This window comes from Acinetobacter sp. 243_ASPC (assembly GCF_001054715.1).
Taxonomy (GTDB): Bacteria; Pseudomonadota; Gammaproteobacteria; order Pseudomonadales; family Moraxellaceae; genus Acinetobacter; species Acinetobacter soli.
Map to the genome: position 1 here is coordinate 1 of NZ_JVOR01000089.1, position 15,672 is coordinate 15,672.

The window sequence follows — 15,672 nt, forward strand, 5'->3', positions numbered from 1 at the left end:
CACGTAAACGTGGGCACAATTGGTCACGTTGACCATGGTAAAACAACTCTTACTGCTGCGATCGCAACTATCTGTGCGAAAACTTACGGCGGTGAAGCGAAAGATTACTCGCAAATCGACTCGGCTCCAGAAGAAAAAGCACGTGGTATTACCATTAATACTTCACACGTAGAATACGATTCTCCAATTCGTCACTACGCGCACGTTGACTGCCCAGGCCACGCCGACTACGTTAAAAACATGATTACTGGTGCTGCTCAGATGGACGGCGCGATTCTTGTGTGTGCAGCGACTGACGGTCCTATGCCACAAACTCGTGAACACATCCTTCTTTCTCGTCAGGTAGGTGTACCTTACATCGTTGTATTCTTGAACAAATGCGACCTTGTAGACGACGAAGAGCTTCTTGAGCTTGTAGAAATGGAAGTTCGTGAACTTCTATCTACTTACGACTTCCCGGGCGACGACACTCCAGTGATCCGTGGTTCTGCACTTGCAGCGCTTAACGGTGACGCAGGTCAGTACGGCGAGCCTTCAGTTCTTGCGCTTGTAGAAGCACTAGACTCTTACATCCCAGAGCCAGAGCGTGCAATCGACAAAGCATTCTTGATGCCAATCGAAGACGTATTCTCAATTTCTGGTCGTGGTACAGTAGTAACTGGCCGTGTAGAAGCTGGTATCGTGAAAGTAGGCGAATCAGTTGAAATCGTAGGTATCCGTGATACACAAACTACGACAGTAACTGGCGTTGAAATGTTCCGTAAACTTCTAGACGAAGGCCGTGCGGGCGAGAACTGTGGTGTTCTTCTTCGTGGTACTAAGCGTGAAGACGTACAACGTGGTCAAGTACTTGCTAAACCAGGTACAATCAAGCCGCACACTAAATTCGACGCAGAAGTATACGTACTTTCTAAAGAAGAAGGTGGTCGTCATACTCCGTTCCTTAACGGTTACCGTCCACAGTTCTATTTCCGTACGACTGACGTAACTGGTGCAATCCAATTACAAGACGGCGTTGAAATGGTAATGCCAGGCGACAACGTTGAAATGTCAGTAGAATTGATCCACCCAATCGCAATGGACCCAGGTCTACGTTTTGCGATCCGTGAAGGTGGTCGTACTGTAGGTGCTGGTGTTGTTGCGAAAGTAACTGCATAATCACTATTCAGTGAAAAAAGCGCTCCTCTGGGGCGCTTTTTTTATGTCATCAATTCATCGAGATTTAAATAAATCCGTTTCATCTATTACATCTTTTTCTCTTGCGTCGAAAAACTCGTTTTATCTATTACATCTTTTTCTCTTGCGTCGAAAAATCCGTTTCACTCATCACGTCTTTTTCTCCTCATGTCCTTAACTGACATTTCTGTGTCCTAAACTGCACTTACACGTTTTTATGAAAGAAGTATGATCTTAATCAAGAAATTAAATAAGAAAGCAGGGGTCTTTTACCCTTGAGGAGTCGTTGGCATGAACGCTAAAGTGAATATTACCAACCGTGCAGGTGCAAGTTTTCCAGTTCGTCGTATGAACTTTGACTTCAACGATGTACCTGAATATTGGATGAATGGTTCTGCAGGTCTGACCCATTTTATGACTGCTTTATCTGCTTTATTTCCGGATGGTGAGAAGTTTTTTATCGATTCGGTTCGTGCAGTACGCTACCATCCTGCAATCAAAGACAACGATGCATTGCAAAAAGAAATCAGTGCCTTTATCGGTCAAGAAGCTATGCATACTCAAGAGCATGTTGGCTTTAATGCCTCGGCACAAAAATATGGTCACGATGTGGCAAGCCTTGAGCAAAGAACAGGAAAAGTCATTCAGACCGGCCGTAAAATTTTTGCAAAACTCGTCAAACCGTTTGGTATGACACAAGAAATGGTTGATTTAACCGCCACTACAGCACTTGAGCATTTTACTGCGACCATTGCCTCACAATTATTACGAAACCCACATATTCAAGCGCTTATGACTGATGATACGATGTCGACCATGTGGTACTGGCATGCAATTGAAGAGAATGAGCATAAAGCCGTAGCCTATGATGTGTTTGAGGGAATCTTTGGTCGGGATTTAAAAGCTTATTCGCTTAGAAATACGGCATTGGTAGTCTCTATGCTGGCTATTTTTATTACTCAGTCATATTTTGTTGCTAAGCTTTTACAAGAAGATGGTAAATTAAATCTGAAAGAGCTTGGCACAATTTATACGTATGCCTATAGCCCATCTAAAGGTATTATTACTGGCATGTTAGATGAAATGTTGGCGTATTTTAAGCCTGGGTTTCATCCGAATGATTTAGATACCAATAACCTGTTGGCAACATGGAAAGCCAAACTGGGTTTATAAGATTTAAAGTTAACTCCGTGGGCAAGCAATTGCCCTTTTTTTATGCCGAGTTGTTGGTTAAGATTGTGCCCCGAGTCTCTTCATCTAAATCTTTATTATGCAAACTCCCGTGATTCGTAAAATGCAACATGACGATGTTGAAGCTATCGTGGCGATTGAGCGCTTGGTTCAAGCTCATCCATGGTCAGCACAGCAATTTTATGAAGCGGTGGATTCATATCAAAGTACCGTGATTGAAATACAGAATAAATTGGCGGGCTTTTGTATTTTGCAGCCTGTGCTTGATGAAGCCAATTTGTTATTGATGGCAATTGATCCTCGGCAACAGGGCAGAGGGCTTGGCTTTGACTTACTCGATGCGTCGATCAATCTTTTAAGTAATCAACCTGTGCAAATTTTTCTAGAAGTCCGCGAAAGTAATGCAGCAGCGATTCGTTTATATGAAAAATCTGGATTTCATCAAATTGATTTACGACGCAATTATTACCCAAGACCAGAAGGCGGACGTGAGCATGCCATCATTATGGTGAAAGCATGCAGTGATAATTTTGCCGATTTATTTAAGTAAGCAGCGCTTATTTAATCACTAAGCTGTTCCATTCAGAAGGTAAAATGGTCATCAATGACTCACCCAGTTGATCAATTTCTTCTTGCGACAGTGTGCGATTCAGGCGGCGCCATTGGCCGTCTAAAAGTAATTCGAGGGGAATATACTGAGATTTGTAATTCATCTTTTGTGAATGTGGCACCCAGTAACCTAAATATAAATAATCGAGCTGTAACGATTGCACATATTCGAGCTGTTTAAGAATTGCAAACACACCTAAAGATCGGCGCTGCTCGGCTGGATCAAAAAAGGTATAAACCGCAGATAATCCGTCGTCCATCAAATCACATGTTGAAACGCAGACCAAGCGATTATCTTTCCATAATTCTAAAAAGAAGCTTTCGGTACAACTATGCACCAGAAACTTTTCAAACTGATCTAAACTTGGTGGAAACATATCGCCATCGGCATGTCGTTCATTGATGTAACGCTCATACAAGGCATAATGCACATTTGTGGCGGCATGTGTGGGCACAATCGACATGCGCAGATCCTGATTTCTTTTCCAGGCTTTCTTCTGCATGCTGTTCATTTCAAATTCGTCGACCGGTACGCGGCAAGACAAGCATTGTCTGCACAAATGGCATTCTGGGCGATACACAAAGTCGCCGCTACGACGAAAACCAACGCGTGAAAGTTCAGAAAGCGTCACCACGTCAATCCGGTGGATTGGATCGAGAAACACCATGCGCGCAGATTTGTTGTCTAGATAGCTACAGTCGTGGGGCGGGGTAATATAGTACTGTAAGTCATTAAGAAGGGACTTTGGGTGGTAAGATTTCATCGTGTATGTCCCCTCATTGTTATCATTCGGTTAGTTTTGCAATTTGGGCAATTCTTTTACTTGAAAATACACGTTCTGAATACTTTTTCCAATTGATAGGGGGCTCAATAATTACATCTTGTAACGATTTTAAGTAGTCTTGACGAGAAAGTGTACAAGCACCCAAGCTTAATAAATGGTCATTGACCAGTTGACAGTCAATCCAGCGCACTTGATGTTCCTGCCCAATCAGCATGAGCGTATAAAATGCCATTTTGGAGGCATCGGTACGTGTACTAAACATTGATTCTCCAAAGCAGCCTTTACCAATACTCACACCATATAATCCGCCTACTAATTGATCTTCTTGCCAAACTTCGACGCTATAGCCGTAGCCTGCTTTAAACAGTTCGACGTAGCCTTGCACGATGTCTTCTGAAATCCAGGTGTCATTGGTGTAATTGCGGGGCAGGGCGCAAGCACGAACCACTTGCTCAAAGGCACGATTAATGGTCACTTGATAATCGTATTTTTTCATACTCCGAATAAGTGTTTTACTCGGGTGATATTGCTCGGGATAGATTACGCAACGCGGGTCGGGGCTCCACCAACAGATCGGATCACCTTCATTAAACCAAGGAAATAATCCATGTGTGTAGGCTTCAAAAAGTGTTGAAGGTTCTAAATCTGCCCCGATGCAAATCAACCCTTGGCCCTCTGGGTCGGCTTCAACTGGATCGGGAAACACATACATCGAAGGTAAAATCATGAGGGGAGAGAGAATAAAAAAAGATCGGCCTTATTTTAGCCGATCTTTTAATGTGATGAGAACTGCTGTGTGACTTAGATGTTTTCTAAGTATTTGTCTGCATCAAGTGCAGCCATACAGCCCGAACCCGCCGAAGTAATCGCTTGACGGTAAATGTTATCTGCAACGTCACCTGCTGCAAAAACACCCGGAACTGAAGTTGCAGTTGCATTACCTTGCGTACCGCTTAGGACTTGAATATAGCCATCACGTAACTCAAGCTGACCTTCAAACATGCCCGTATTTGGCTTGTGACCAATTGCAACGAATAAGCCTTGTACATCAACAGTTTGTGTGCTTTCGTCTTGAGTCGATTTTAAGCGTACGCCTGTAACGCCCGTATTATCACCCAAAACTTCATCGACTTGATGGTTCCAGATAATGCTGATTTTGCCTTCTTTCTCTTTTTCAAACAGATGATCTTGCAAGATCTTTTCTGAACGAAGGCTACTACGACGATGAACCAGTGTGACGTGAGCTGCAATATTCGATAAGTAGAGTGCTTCTTCAACAGCAGTGTTACCACCACCCACAACCATCACGTTTTGACCTTTGTAGAAGAAACCGTCACAGGTTGCACAGGCACTTACGCCCTGACCCATAAATGCGGCTTCCGATTCTAGACCGAGGTATTGTGCAGTCGCGCCTGTTGCAATAATTAAAGCATCACAGGTGTACTCTTCCATATCGCCTTTTAAAACGAACGGACGTGTATTTAAATCAACTTCATTGATATGGTCATAGACAATGTCGGTACCGAAACGTTCTGCATGCGCCTGCATACGCTCCATCAATACCGGACCCGTTAAACCTTCAGGATCGCCAGGCCAGTTATCTACCTCAGTTGTTGTAGTCAACTGTCCACCAAGTTGTAAGCCTGCAATCAGCGTTGGCTTCAAATTGGCACGTGCAGCATAAACTGCAGCGCTATAACCTGCAGGACCAGAACCAAGAATAATAAGTCGAGAGTGACGAGCGCTCATGACGAGTTCCTTATTAATATCGAAATTTTTGAAATTATACGTGAAAGTTGAGCCAAATGGCGTCGTTTTGATGTGGATAATATTGATCAACTAAATCGAATTGAGCTATATACGATTTTATTGAAAGATGTTAACAACAAGCTTCAACAATCATGCATCATTTTTTACAGAACAGGTGCATAATATGTGAATTAATTCGTTGCCGGTTTTGAGCCAACGAAAGAACAAATGAATTCATTCAAACTGGTTTTACAGGACAGTATATGACTGCGGTGTCGAGCGTTTATGCACAGCGTTTATTAATTACATTATTTTTGGTTTCGTTCGGGATTTATCTGTTTGTCGCGACTGTGACATATACCCCATTCGATCCCGGCTGGATGCATATTTCAAGCGACACTCAAAATGTCTCGAATGCCAGCGGCGTTGCCGGTGCATGGATTGCTGATTTGCTGTTTGGCTTTTTAGGCTGGGCGAGTTTACTGATTCCATTGTTTTTGTTTATTGAAGCCATTCAAGTCTGGTGGCCACGCAGTTTTCTAAACCGACCGTTTCGCTATGCAGCGCAGTTTTTTATTATCTTAGCCACCTCTACATTGCTTTATCTGTACTGGAATGTACCAGCAGATACCTTAGCCAATGCCTCAGGAGGCATTATTGGCTATGAGCTGGGTGAAAGTCTGTCCGGTATCCTGACCATTTATGGTGCAACGCTGTTCTTGCTGGTATTTTGGGTGCTATTGCTCACCTTGGCATTTGGTATTCAATGGAATCGTACATGGGCAACACTCAAAGCAACACCAGCTTATTTACAAGACCTATTTTATAAAAACGTTTCTCCGAATGAGTCTGACTATGATTTGACGGAGCAATCAGCCAAGAAAGCGCCACAATCGGTCAGTGCTGCATCTAAAAGCGCTTCTGCTTTACCAGAACAAGCGGTTCAACCAGAGCAAGAAAACCCAAGTGTTGCGCCAGCGGCACGTACCCATCAGTATGTGGCAGATGACGAGACGGTTGAGCGGTTATTCCAAGATGTCGTTGCGAAAGAACAGCGTGCCCAGCAGCAATATCAAGATCCATTACCTGTAGATGATCAGGAATTTGAGAAAGCGCTTGAAAAGGCACATCGGCTTGAAAGTGAATCAAAGCGTTTGGTACCGACCGGAGAGGTATGGAAAGCGCTGCAATCTGATGATCTGACTCACAAACAGGAAATCGATGCATTACTTCGTGCCGCAGATGATGAACACGCACAATTAAATGCACAAGCTCAGCGTGCACACACAGATTCAGTCTCAGCTCATGATCAGTCAAATCCTTTAAATAAAGATAAACTGAACTGGAATGACGATCAGATTTTTGATGAATTACTGGCCGCTATGCCGAATCAATCGGGGTCTGACATTCACACGCCGTTTGTCTCGCAAGCGCAGCCAACTACGCGTTCAGAGACTGATCATTTGATCGAACAAGTCGAGCAGACGATTAAAGCGTCATCTACAACGCATCAGCCTCAAAATCGATATGCGGCGTATGAACCAGAAGAGCAGTCTGATCTTTTGACTGAAGAAGAAATCAGAGCGCCAGAGCCACTCAAACAAGCGCCTGTTGCCAAAGCAGTAACGCCAGAAAGCGAGCAGGCCGCACTTTCAAAAGAAGCCTTCATTGAAGCTTGGCAAGAAACCGCAGGTAAGCCGGTAGAAGATGAGTTTGATTTTGACGCCCCACTCACAGATGCTTCGGGAAGACCGATGTCACGTGCAATGCAGGTGGCACAAAAGCGTCGTGATTTACCAACGTTACCGGGCTTTGAGTTACTTGATAAAGTTGATCCGAATAAGAAGGTCAACTTCACTGTCGAGCAGCTCGAACGTTTATCTGAACTGCTTGAAATCAAGTTACAAGAATTTAATGTGAAGGCCAAAGTGGTCGAGGCTCAGCCTGGCCCTGTAGTTACACGATTTGAGCTTGATCTGGCGCCCGGTGTGAAAGCATCTAAAGTTACCAATATTTCACGTGACTTGGCCCGCTCAATGTCGATGGCATCGGTACGTGTGGTTGAAGTCATTCCCGGCAAGCCTTATATCGGTATTGAAGTACCAAACAGCGCGCGTGAAATGGTGCGCTTGATCGAGCTGCTTGAGACACCGTCATTTAAAGACCCTGCCGGCTTACTCTCGATGGCTATGGGTAAAGATATTTCAGGTAATCCTGTCATTACCGATTTGGGTAAAGCACCGCACATGCTGGTAGCAGGAACGACTGGTTCGGGTAAGTCGGTCGCAGTCAACTCCATGATTTTATCAATGCTGCTCAAATATACCCCAGATCAGCTTCGCCTCATTCTGATTGACCCGAAACAGCTTGAATTGGCCAATTACAACGATATTCCACACTTGCTTACCCCAGTGGTCACAGACATGAAAGACGCGGTGAGTGCACTTAACTGGTGTGTCAATGAAATGGAACGCCGTTACAAGCTGATGTCATTTTTAAAGATCCGTAAACTGGCAGACTATAACCGTAAGGTTGAAGAAGCTATTGCTAACGGTGAAGATTTGATTGATCCAACGTGGAAGCCAAGTGATTCGGCCACCCAAGAACGTGCTCCACGCTTACAACCTTTACCTTCAATTGTGATTGTGGCAGATGAGTTTGCCGACATGATTATGCAAGTAGGTAAAAAAGCCGAAGAAATGATTACCCGACTGGCGCAAAAATCTCGTGCTGCCGGCATTCATCTGCTATTGGCGACTCAGCGTCCTTCTGTAGACGTTATTACGGGATTAATCAAAGCCAATATTCCTACACGCGTTGCACTGCGGGTTAACAGTAAAATTGACTCACGAACGATTTTGGATGCGGGTGGTGCAGAAGATCTGTTAGGCCATGGTGATATGCTATTTCTTGGGCCTGGAAAAATCGAGCCTGAGCGTGTACATGGTGCCTTTATTAGCGATGATGAAGTGAATCGGATTTGTGATGCATGGCGCGAACGCGGTGCTCCGAATTATGTCGATGAAATTTTAACACCGTTTGATGAAGAGCCAAGCGCACGTGGTTTTGAAGATGGTGGAGAAGGGGGATCTGATCGAGATATGCTCTATGATCAATGTGTGGCATTTGTTTTGGAAACCCGTAAGGCATCGACGTCATCCTTACAGCGTAAATTTAGTTTGGGCTACAACCGAGCAGCTCGAATCATTGATCAGATGGAAGAAAATGGTATCGTAAGTGCCATGGGCGCCAACGGTAAACGAGAAATATTGGTCTAAACTCAACCATCATAAAAAAACCTGCATCAAGCAGGTTTTTTTAGCACTTATGCAAACTTTGCCAGTACCTCTAAAAAAGGTTCGCGCTGACGCGGAAATTCAGCAATCACATCATGAATACGCTGACCTTCAGGATTAGTCGCGTTTACATCACGGCCATCGGCAACAAACTGAGTCAAAAGACGCTCATAGTCGTTTGGACGCATGTGTTTAAATGCATGATACAACACATGAAAATCGGCATTTACACCGTCTGGAGGAAGTTGGTTAAGGTAGGCAAAAACACGTTCATCTGACCATTCTTCATTGAAAGTTGCTGGCTGTGATAATGCCATAACACGCTCCTCTTACACTTTAAAAGCAAAATTTGAGACAGGATATTTTGAATCTTTTAACGAGACGCACCGTTGTTCAAGTCTACTCGAAGCACAGCTTCTCGTCTTGCGACTGGGCAAAGCGTTGCTTTGCTGATCCAGTCTCATATTTTGCCTTAATTTCTGGGTGATTGACCAATCAGTAATGAAATTATCGTTCTTCAGGTAAATTGATATTCATTTCAAGCATTTCAATATTTGCTTCTGAACGTACCTGCATTTGAATATGGTCTTCACCCACACCACGTACATAACGACTGACCACTTGCATGATCTCTTTTTTCATTTGATCAATTTTGTCTTGACTCAAACGTCGTCCCAAGCCCTGTTCAGAGGCAACAATTACTTTCAAACGATCTTTGGCAGTTTGTGCGCTTGATGGTCTCTCGTCAGTTCCGAACAGTTTACTCCAAAATCCTGCCATCGTTATGCTCCAAATAGTCGAGCCAACCAGCTTTTTGGTTGTACTGTAATGTGTCGATAAGGGCGTTCTTCACCTAAGAAACGTGCAACCAAGTCATCATATGATTGGCCTGATTTGGTTTCAGAATACAAAATGACCGGTTTACCTTCGTTTGAAGCTTGTAAAACACCCGGGCACTCAGGAATAACCCCTAAGGTTGGAATGCGTAAGATATCCTTTGAGATATCATCAATCGTCAGCATTTCTTGGCGATCTGCACGTTCTGGATTAAAACGTGTGATACACAAGTGCTTACGAATACGCCCTTCGTTCTGTTCGACTTTTTTTGTTTTGCTGTCCAGCATTCCAATAATACGATCAGAGTCACGTACCGATGAAATTTCTGGATTGGTCACAATAATCGCTTCATCTGCATGATACATGGCTAAAATTGCGCCACGCTCGATACCCGCAGGTGAGTCACAAATAATATAATCAAATTCTTGTGATAATTCTTCAATAACACGAGCCACACCGTCGTCAGTCAAGGCGTCTTTGTCACGTGTTTGTGAAGCTGGCAAAATATAAAGATTTTCAATATCTTTGTCACGAATCAGCGCTTGTTGCAAACGTGCTTCATTGTTGATGACATTCACAAAGTCATAGACAACTCGACGCTCACACCCCATGATCAAATCAAGATTACGTAAACCTACGTCAAAATCAATCACAACAGTTTTATGACCACGTAGGGCTAAACCTGTTGCAAAAGATGCACTTGTTGTAGTTTTACCTACACCACCTTTGCCTGATGTTACGACAACAATTTTGGCCACCGAATCCACTCCTATTATGGTCATACGCCCGATCTTATGGGCCTATTTGGTGCTTAATTTATACCTTAAAATTCCAAAGCCCGAAATTCAAGTTCTTGCTTATCGTTTAAATATATATGTACAGATTTCTTTAATACATCTTTAGGGATGTCTTCTGCAACACAATACGTGCCTGCAATTGAAACAAGTTCGGCTTCAAGGGCATGACAAAAGATGCGAGCAGCAGGGTTTCCACCTGCACCCGCCATAATGCGGCCACGCACATTTCCATAGATGTGAATGTTGCCTGAAGCAATCACTTCAGAACCGCTGTTCATTCCTGCATTTAAAATAATGTCGCCATGATCTTGTACCAGACATTGTCCGGTTCGCAAAATTTCGTCATGGTAAGATGTTTTGTGCGAAATCGCTGTTTTCGTTGTTGGTGTTTTTGTTTCAGCGTTTTTCTCTGTCACTTTGGCTGACTGAACCACAACTTCTTCTTTCGTGGCCTTGATCCGCTGTAGAGGTTGGTCGGCTGGCATCACAGGAAACTGAATCGATTTGGCCTCATCGCTCAATAGGCCATCTATCACGGCCATTGGCTGTAAGCCCAGACTAATCAGCAACTGAATCAGTGCAATCAGTTCTTGTTCTACCGTACTGTCAAGAATAACCAATGTGCCTTGATAGGCATCTTCATTTAAAATTGCGGTAAGTTGTTGCCGGATGACATCATGATCATTGGTATCGAAGGTTAATCGGGTAAAATTAACCATTCTTCCTGTAATCCGTATATCAGCCATAATGATTCCTTGAGAACTTCTGACGTGCCACTGGCCCTGAAGTTGGGTGAGTAAATAGATCAAATCCTAGAACAAATTATCCGAATTCTCTAGGGACTAGCCTAAATATTTTATCGATATGCTTATTCTTTGGCTTGATCGTGTTGTTTAAGTACTTGCTGCCAATGTTTCACTTTAACTTGTTTACGAATAGATTCCAGACTTTCAAATACAATTGATTCGACCAGTTGTTCAAGTTTTTGGTTATCAATATTCACTTCACTAAGCCGTTTCGATATTAACTGATAACTGGCATTGGGCTGCGCTACAGAGCCTTCAACAAATGGAACAATCAACCCCGATGTAATATTTTCGCCCAAACGCTGACCAATGCTCTGAATTTGCGATTCAATGCGCCCGCCTACAATCGGAATGAGTCGAAGCAGTTGGGTTAGCTCGGGTGTATCTTCAATCGCCTGATTAACAATTTTACCCACACGCTCAGCCATGATCGGTTGCTGGGTTTTTAAAGCCTCTGCCAATGAGTCTTGCAAAATTTCGGCAAAGGTCTGCGCAAATAGTACCCGATGATGATCAATCAGGTCATGTAAAATCTTTTTATGGGTCGAGCTGGTTTCAAGCTCTTGCTTAACACCATCGAGCACTGTGATGACCACTCGATCGGAGAGTTCTTCCATCACAACTTGATAATAAAAACGACCGCGTTTAAGCCAACTGCCTGGTATGACTTGATAGCCCATTTCATAGAGTCGATAGCCAATGATTCCCGCGCGAAACAAACGTAAAAAACGTAGTTGCGGCAAAATCGCTAAAATTTCGTACCAGTGAATAAATGGAAAGAAAAACCAGCGCTGATGATGTTTGTACACCACTGCAATTGCCCAGCGAATCAGCAGTTCCACAATTAAAAAACCAATAAACCACGCTTCGCTGACAATCACCCAAGGGTGCAGTTCAGCGCGGTAAAATGTTAATAATGCTTCAAGATGAATTTGCTGAAACAGCCACTCGCCAATGCTGCTCATCAAAAAGTAATTGGCGCCTAAGCAAAAAAGGTTAAACACAATGATAAACACCATAAAAATATCGTAAAGCAAAAACAGCTTGAAGGACAAACTGCCGGGCTTTAGATGCTGGTATTTATTTTTAAGGTCTGAACTTTTTTGCTTCATGTGGCGTTACATCTTAAGTAGAGCTGTTGGAGTATTTGGCTTTCATTTCGGTGATCAACTGATCCTTTTCAGTCCAGAGCTGATCTACCCAGTCTTGAAAACGTTTACGATAGACTTCGTCATCTTCGTAATCTCCGCCCAATACCCAGTCTGGCAGTTCAATTTTGCGTAAATTCACCGCAATTTTGGATACATCACCTAGCCAGAAATCGCCATAGCCAGGTATACCGTCTGGGTATACAATCGTCATGTCGACCAAAGCATCGATTTTATCGCCCAGAATATTCAGCGCCAAGGCCAGTCCACCCGCTTTAGGTTTAAGCAAGTGCTGATAAGGTGAACCTTGCTGATCATGTTTTTCTGGAGTGAAGCGAGTACCCTCTAAATAGTTCAATAAGGTAAACGGCTGGCTTAGTAATTGTTCGCAGGCTTGACGTGCTTCCTCAAGATCACGGGTTTTGAGCTCGGGATTTTTCTGGATTTGTTCTTTGGTATGACGTTTCATCATTGGGAAGCCTAAAATCTTAAAGGCTTGTCCCACAAAGGGAATAAAAATAAGCTCCCATTTGGTAAAAAAACGCGTCAACGGCATACGTGTTAGTCCAAAGTACTGATTGACCGTCGTATCGACCCAGCTTTGATGATTACAGGTCATGAGATAACGACCTTGCATGCTTAAGTCGAGGGCTTCATCGATAGTGATATCCCATTCTAAATGTGGCAAAACATGGTCAATCAACCAGTTATTAACATTTAACCAGCTGTTGGTGATCTGGATATTGGTTTGATCCACCACCCGCGATTTTTTGAATAGTTTGGTGAGGCCCAACGCCAGTACGGGTGGGCCATGTAAAAACGTACTTCCTGTAATGACACTGCCTACAGTCAGCCCGCGTGTAATTTTTTTTAGCGCCGATTGCTTGTTTGCTTGCGTAGACATATGAAAAGTCCTGACGATCCAATTTCTAAGGGTATGAGGGTGTGATCAATATAGACCGAGTGCTAAAAATAAAAAAGGCATCCCGATAAAGAATGAATAAAATGTGATGAACTGCACAATTAATTGGGTATTAAATATTACAAAATGTAAATAAAAGCGATATTCTTAACAAAATATCAATGGTCTAAGTGGCTTTTTTATTTCATCATTTTCACAGACAACAAGACAAACGAGGAGGCATGCAATGCGTGCACTAGTTATTACAACTGTAGTTGGGGCGGCGGTAGCACTTGCAGGTTGCCAAACAACTGGAAACAATCTTGGTGGCGTAGAATACGATAAAGCTGCCCTAGGGACACTCATCGGTGCTGCGGCAGGTTATGGTATTTCTAAATCCAATGCAAACTCTAGCCGTCAAAATAACCGTGCTGCTGCAATTGGTGCGATTCTTGGTGGTGCAAGTGGCTTGTACCTCGACCAAAAAGAGAAAAAATTACGTCAACAAATGGCGGGTACTGGTGTAGAAGTTAACCGTAACCCAGATGGTTCTGTCGGCTTGGTAATGCCGGGCAACATTACATTTGATACCAACAAGTCAAACATCAAACCGAACTTCTACTCAACTTTGAACAAGGTTGCGCAAACTTTGTCTGAAGATAACCGTAGTGCGATTTTGGTTACAGGTTATACCGATAATACTGGTAACGATTCGATCAACATTCCATTGTCACAAGCGCGTGCACAGTCTGTTGCTAACTACTTGAGCGGTCAGGGTGTATCTTCTGCACGTATCAATGCACAAGGTTATGGTTCATCTAACCCAATCGCGTCAAACGCAACTGCACAAGGGCGTGAGCAGAACCGCCGTGTTGAAATCAGCATTTACGAGCGTCAATAATCGTCGCACGGATATGTAAAAACCACCTTCGTGAACTGACCCCATAAAGTTGGACAGTTTTTCAGGCGGTTAAACAGGATTGAGTTCTGTATTCAACTGGACTCAATCCACCCAATTTCATCTTAATTCGTTCGTTATTGTAGTAATAAATATATTCATCAATACTACATTTTAACTGGTCAATATTGTCAAACTGCTGCAAATAAAATAGTTCAGATTTTAATAATCCGAAGAAGTTTTCTATTACAGCATTATCTAAGCAATTGCCTTTGCGCGACATGCTTTGTTCTATGCCAGTTTGTTTAAGTCTGTTTTGATAGCTCCTCATTTGATATTGCCAACCTTGATCAGAATGCAGTATCGGTGAGTCTTTTGAACCCAATCTCATACAAGCCATATCAACCATTTTTGCTATCATTTTCTGGTTAGGTATTTCAGTGGATTGCCATGCAATCACTTCACCATTAAACAAATCCAATATCGGGGAAAGATATAACTTTTTGCCATGAACATTAAATTCAGTAACATCCGTGACCCATTTTTGATTGGGTTTGGTAGCGTTAAATTTTCTATCAAGCAAGTTGGGCGCTGTTTTCCCATAAGCACCTTTATATGATTGATATTTCTTGCATCTAATTAATGCTGTTAGCTTCAATTGCCGCATTAATCGTTGTACGGTTTTGTGGTTAATAGCGTAACCATAACGCTTTAACTGGCAGGTAATTCTACGATAGCCATAACGTCCTTTATGGTGTTGGTAGATCATCTGAATATGTTGTTTTATTTGCTCGTATTTATCGGGCCTTTGTAACGCCTTGCTCCAGTAATAAAAAGTGCTGCGAGCTAATTTCATGATGCTCAGCAGACTATCTAGACGATATTGTTGCCTTAATTCAACGATGATTAGCGTTTTTTGCTGTTGGGTGACTGTTGCTGAATCAAGGCATGCAACTTTTTTAAACAGGCATTCTCAGCACGTAAATAATCTAACTCACGTTGCATTTCTTCAGGACTGAGAGTTGAGGAGCTTTTATTAGTAGGTAGTGACTTTGTTATTGTTAGCTTCATTGCAAATGGTCTCCCTCTTTTTTTGGGTATTAGGGCTTGCAAACCACCTTCATCATAACATCGCTCCCATAAACTGACAGAAGATACAGCATGGATATTAAAATGCGCAGCAGTTTCACGCATAGATAAACCATGTTCGCGCATATATAAAATCACAGATTCTTTAAATTCTGGCGTGAAATTTACTTGTGGTGATTCTAATCCTGAAACACCGTACTTTTTATATGCAGCAACCCAAACGCGAACAGCAGAATGGTTTGTCCCAAACCTTTTGGCTGTAGCTTTTTGTCCTCCCTGTCCAGATAGAAAATATTCTACGACAGAGAGTTTAAATTCTAACGTATACCGTCCCATGTGAATGCACCTCATCAGTTGGAGTTTTATGTCCAATTTTTGGGGTGCAGTTCA

At 42.9% G+C, this 15,672-nt stretch carries 15 protein-coding genes; 5 read left to right on the top strand and 10 right to left on the bottom strand.

From position 1 onward, the window contains the following. From tuf to rimI, 3 genes are all read left to right on the top strand, one after another. The coding region (gene tuf, locus ADA42_RS10680) for an elongation factor Tu (protein ID WP_029952609.1) at nucleotides 1–1,158 on the top strand (1,158 nt) is incomplete at its 5' end. A 309-nt stretch (nucleotides 1,159–1,467) separates the two neighbouring features. Beyond that, entirely contained in the window at nucleotides 1,468–2,349 is an 882-nt protein-coding gene (locus tag ADA42_RS10685; RefSeq protein WP_004935416.1) for a metal-dependent hydrolase, read from the top strand. A 109-nt stretch (nucleotides 2,350–2,458) separates the two neighbouring features. Beyond that, nucleotides 2,459–2,917, top strand: a complete 459-nt coding sequence (gene rimI / locus ADA42_RS10690) for a ribosomal protein S18-alanine N-acetyltransferase (RefSeq protein ID WP_048765164.1) — start codon at nucleotides 2,459–2,461, stop codon at nucleotides 2,915–2,917. Between the two features lie 7 nt (nucleotides 2,918–2,924). Here the strand turns inward: rimI and ADA42_RS10695 are convergent, their stop codons facing one another. From ADA42_RS10695 to trxB, 3 genes are all read right to left on the bottom strand, one after another. Next, nucleotides 2,925–3,740, bottom strand: a complete 816-nt coding sequence (locus tag ADA42_RS10695) for an arginyltransferase (protein ID WP_048765156.1) — start codon at nucleotides 3,738–3,740, stop codon at nucleotides 2,925–2,927. A 22-nt stretch (nucleotides 3,741–3,762) separates the two neighbouring features. Continuing rightward, nucleotides 3,763–4,488, bottom strand: a complete 726-nt coding sequence (gene aat, locus ADA42_RS10700) for a leucyl/phenylalanyl-tRNA--protein transferase (RefSeq protein WP_025096200.1) — start codon at nucleotides 4,486–4,488, stop codon at nucleotides 3,763–3,765. A 74-nt stretch (nucleotides 4,489–4,562) separates the two neighbouring features. Further along, complete coding sequence (gene trxB, locus ADA42_RS10705; RefSeq protein ID WP_048765158.1) at nucleotides 4,563–5,510, bottom strand: thioredoxin-disulfide reductase; 948 nt, start codon at nucleotides 5,508–5,510, stop codon at nucleotides 4,563–4,565. A gap of 263 nt (nucleotides 5,511–5,773) precedes the next feature. Here trxB and ADA42_RS10710 point away from each other — a divergent pair, with 263 nt between their 5' ends. After that, nucleotides 5,774–8,788: a DNA translocase FtsK gene (locus tag ADA42_RS10710; RefSeq protein ID WP_048765159.1), complete on the top strand. Its 3,015-nt coding sequence runs from the start codon at nucleotides 5,774–5,776 to the stop codon at nucleotides 8,786–8,788. A 47-nt stretch (nucleotides 8,789–8,835) separates the two neighbouring features. Here ADA42_RS10710 and ADA42_RS10715 read toward each other — a convergent pair whose 3' ends face one another. The 6 genes from ADA42_RS10715 to ADA42_RS10740 all read right to left on the bottom strand — a co-directional run bounded on the left by ADA42_RS10715 (nucleotide 8,836) and on the right by ADA42_RS10740 (nucleotide 13,298). Further along, complete coding sequence (locus tag ADA42_RS10715) at nucleotides 8,836–9,123, bottom strand: PA4642 family protein (RefSeq protein WP_004935429.1); 288 nt, start codon at nucleotides 9,121–9,123, stop codon at nucleotides 8,836–8,838. 190 nt (nucleotides 9,124–9,313) lie between these two features. Then, entirely contained in the window at nucleotides 9,314–9,586 is a 273-nt protein-coding gene (gene minE, locus ADA42_RS10720) for a cell division topological specificity factor MinE (RefSeq protein ID WP_004935430.1), read from the bottom strand. A gap of 2 nt (nucleotides 9,587–9,588) precedes the next feature. Then, a complete protein-coding gene (gene minD, locus ADA42_RS10725) occupies nucleotides 9,589–10,401 on the bottom strand; it encodes a septum site-determining protein MinD (protein ID WP_004935432.1) in 813 nt (270 codons plus the stop codon). Nucleotides 10,402–10,466: 65 nt separating this feature from the next. Further along, nucleotides 10,467–11,186 (bottom strand): septum site-determining protein MinC, encoded by a 720-nt coding sequence (minC, locus tag ADA42_RS10730; RefSeq protein ID WP_004945850.1) that lies wholly within the window; start codon nucleotides 11,184–11,186, stop codon nucleotides 10,467–10,469. A gap of 122 nt (nucleotides 11,187–11,308) precedes the next feature. Then, nucleotides 11,309–12,358 carry a hypothetical protein gene (locus ADA42_RS10735; protein WP_048765161.1) on the bottom strand — a complete coding sequence of 350 codons (1,050 nt, stop codon included), beginning with the start codon at nucleotides 12,356–12,358 and terminating at the stop codon, nucleotides 11,309–11,311. Nucleotides 12,359–12,371: 13 nt separating this feature from the next. Next, a complete protein-coding gene (locus ADA42_RS10740) occupies nucleotides 12,372–13,298 on the bottom strand; it encodes an acyltransferase (RefSeq protein ID WP_025096197.1) in 927 nt (308 codons plus the stop codon). A 244-nt stretch (nucleotides 13,299–13,542) separates the two neighbouring features. Here ADA42_RS10740 and ADA42_RS10745 point away from each other — a divergent pair, with 244 nt between their 5' ends. Next, complete coding sequence (locus ADA42_RS10745) at nucleotides 13,543–14,196, top strand: OmpA family protein (RefSeq protein WP_004935445.1); 654 nt, start codon at nucleotides 13,543–13,545, stop codon at nucleotides 14,194–14,196. A gap of 61 nt (nucleotides 14,197–14,257) precedes the next feature. On the opposite strand, the gene ADA42_RS18045 is transcribed toward ADA42_RS10745, so the two are convergent. Next, nucleotides 14,258–15,618 (bottom strand): IS3 family transposase gene (locus ADA42_RS18045; RefSeq protein ID WP_409360268.1). Its coding sequence is split into 2 segments (ribosomal slippage): nucleotides 14,258–15,123 and nucleotides 15,123–15,618, totalling 1,362 coding nucleotides; the frame shifts between segments, so codons are not numbered across the junction. Nucleotides 15,619–15,672: the final 54 nt, after the last annotated feature.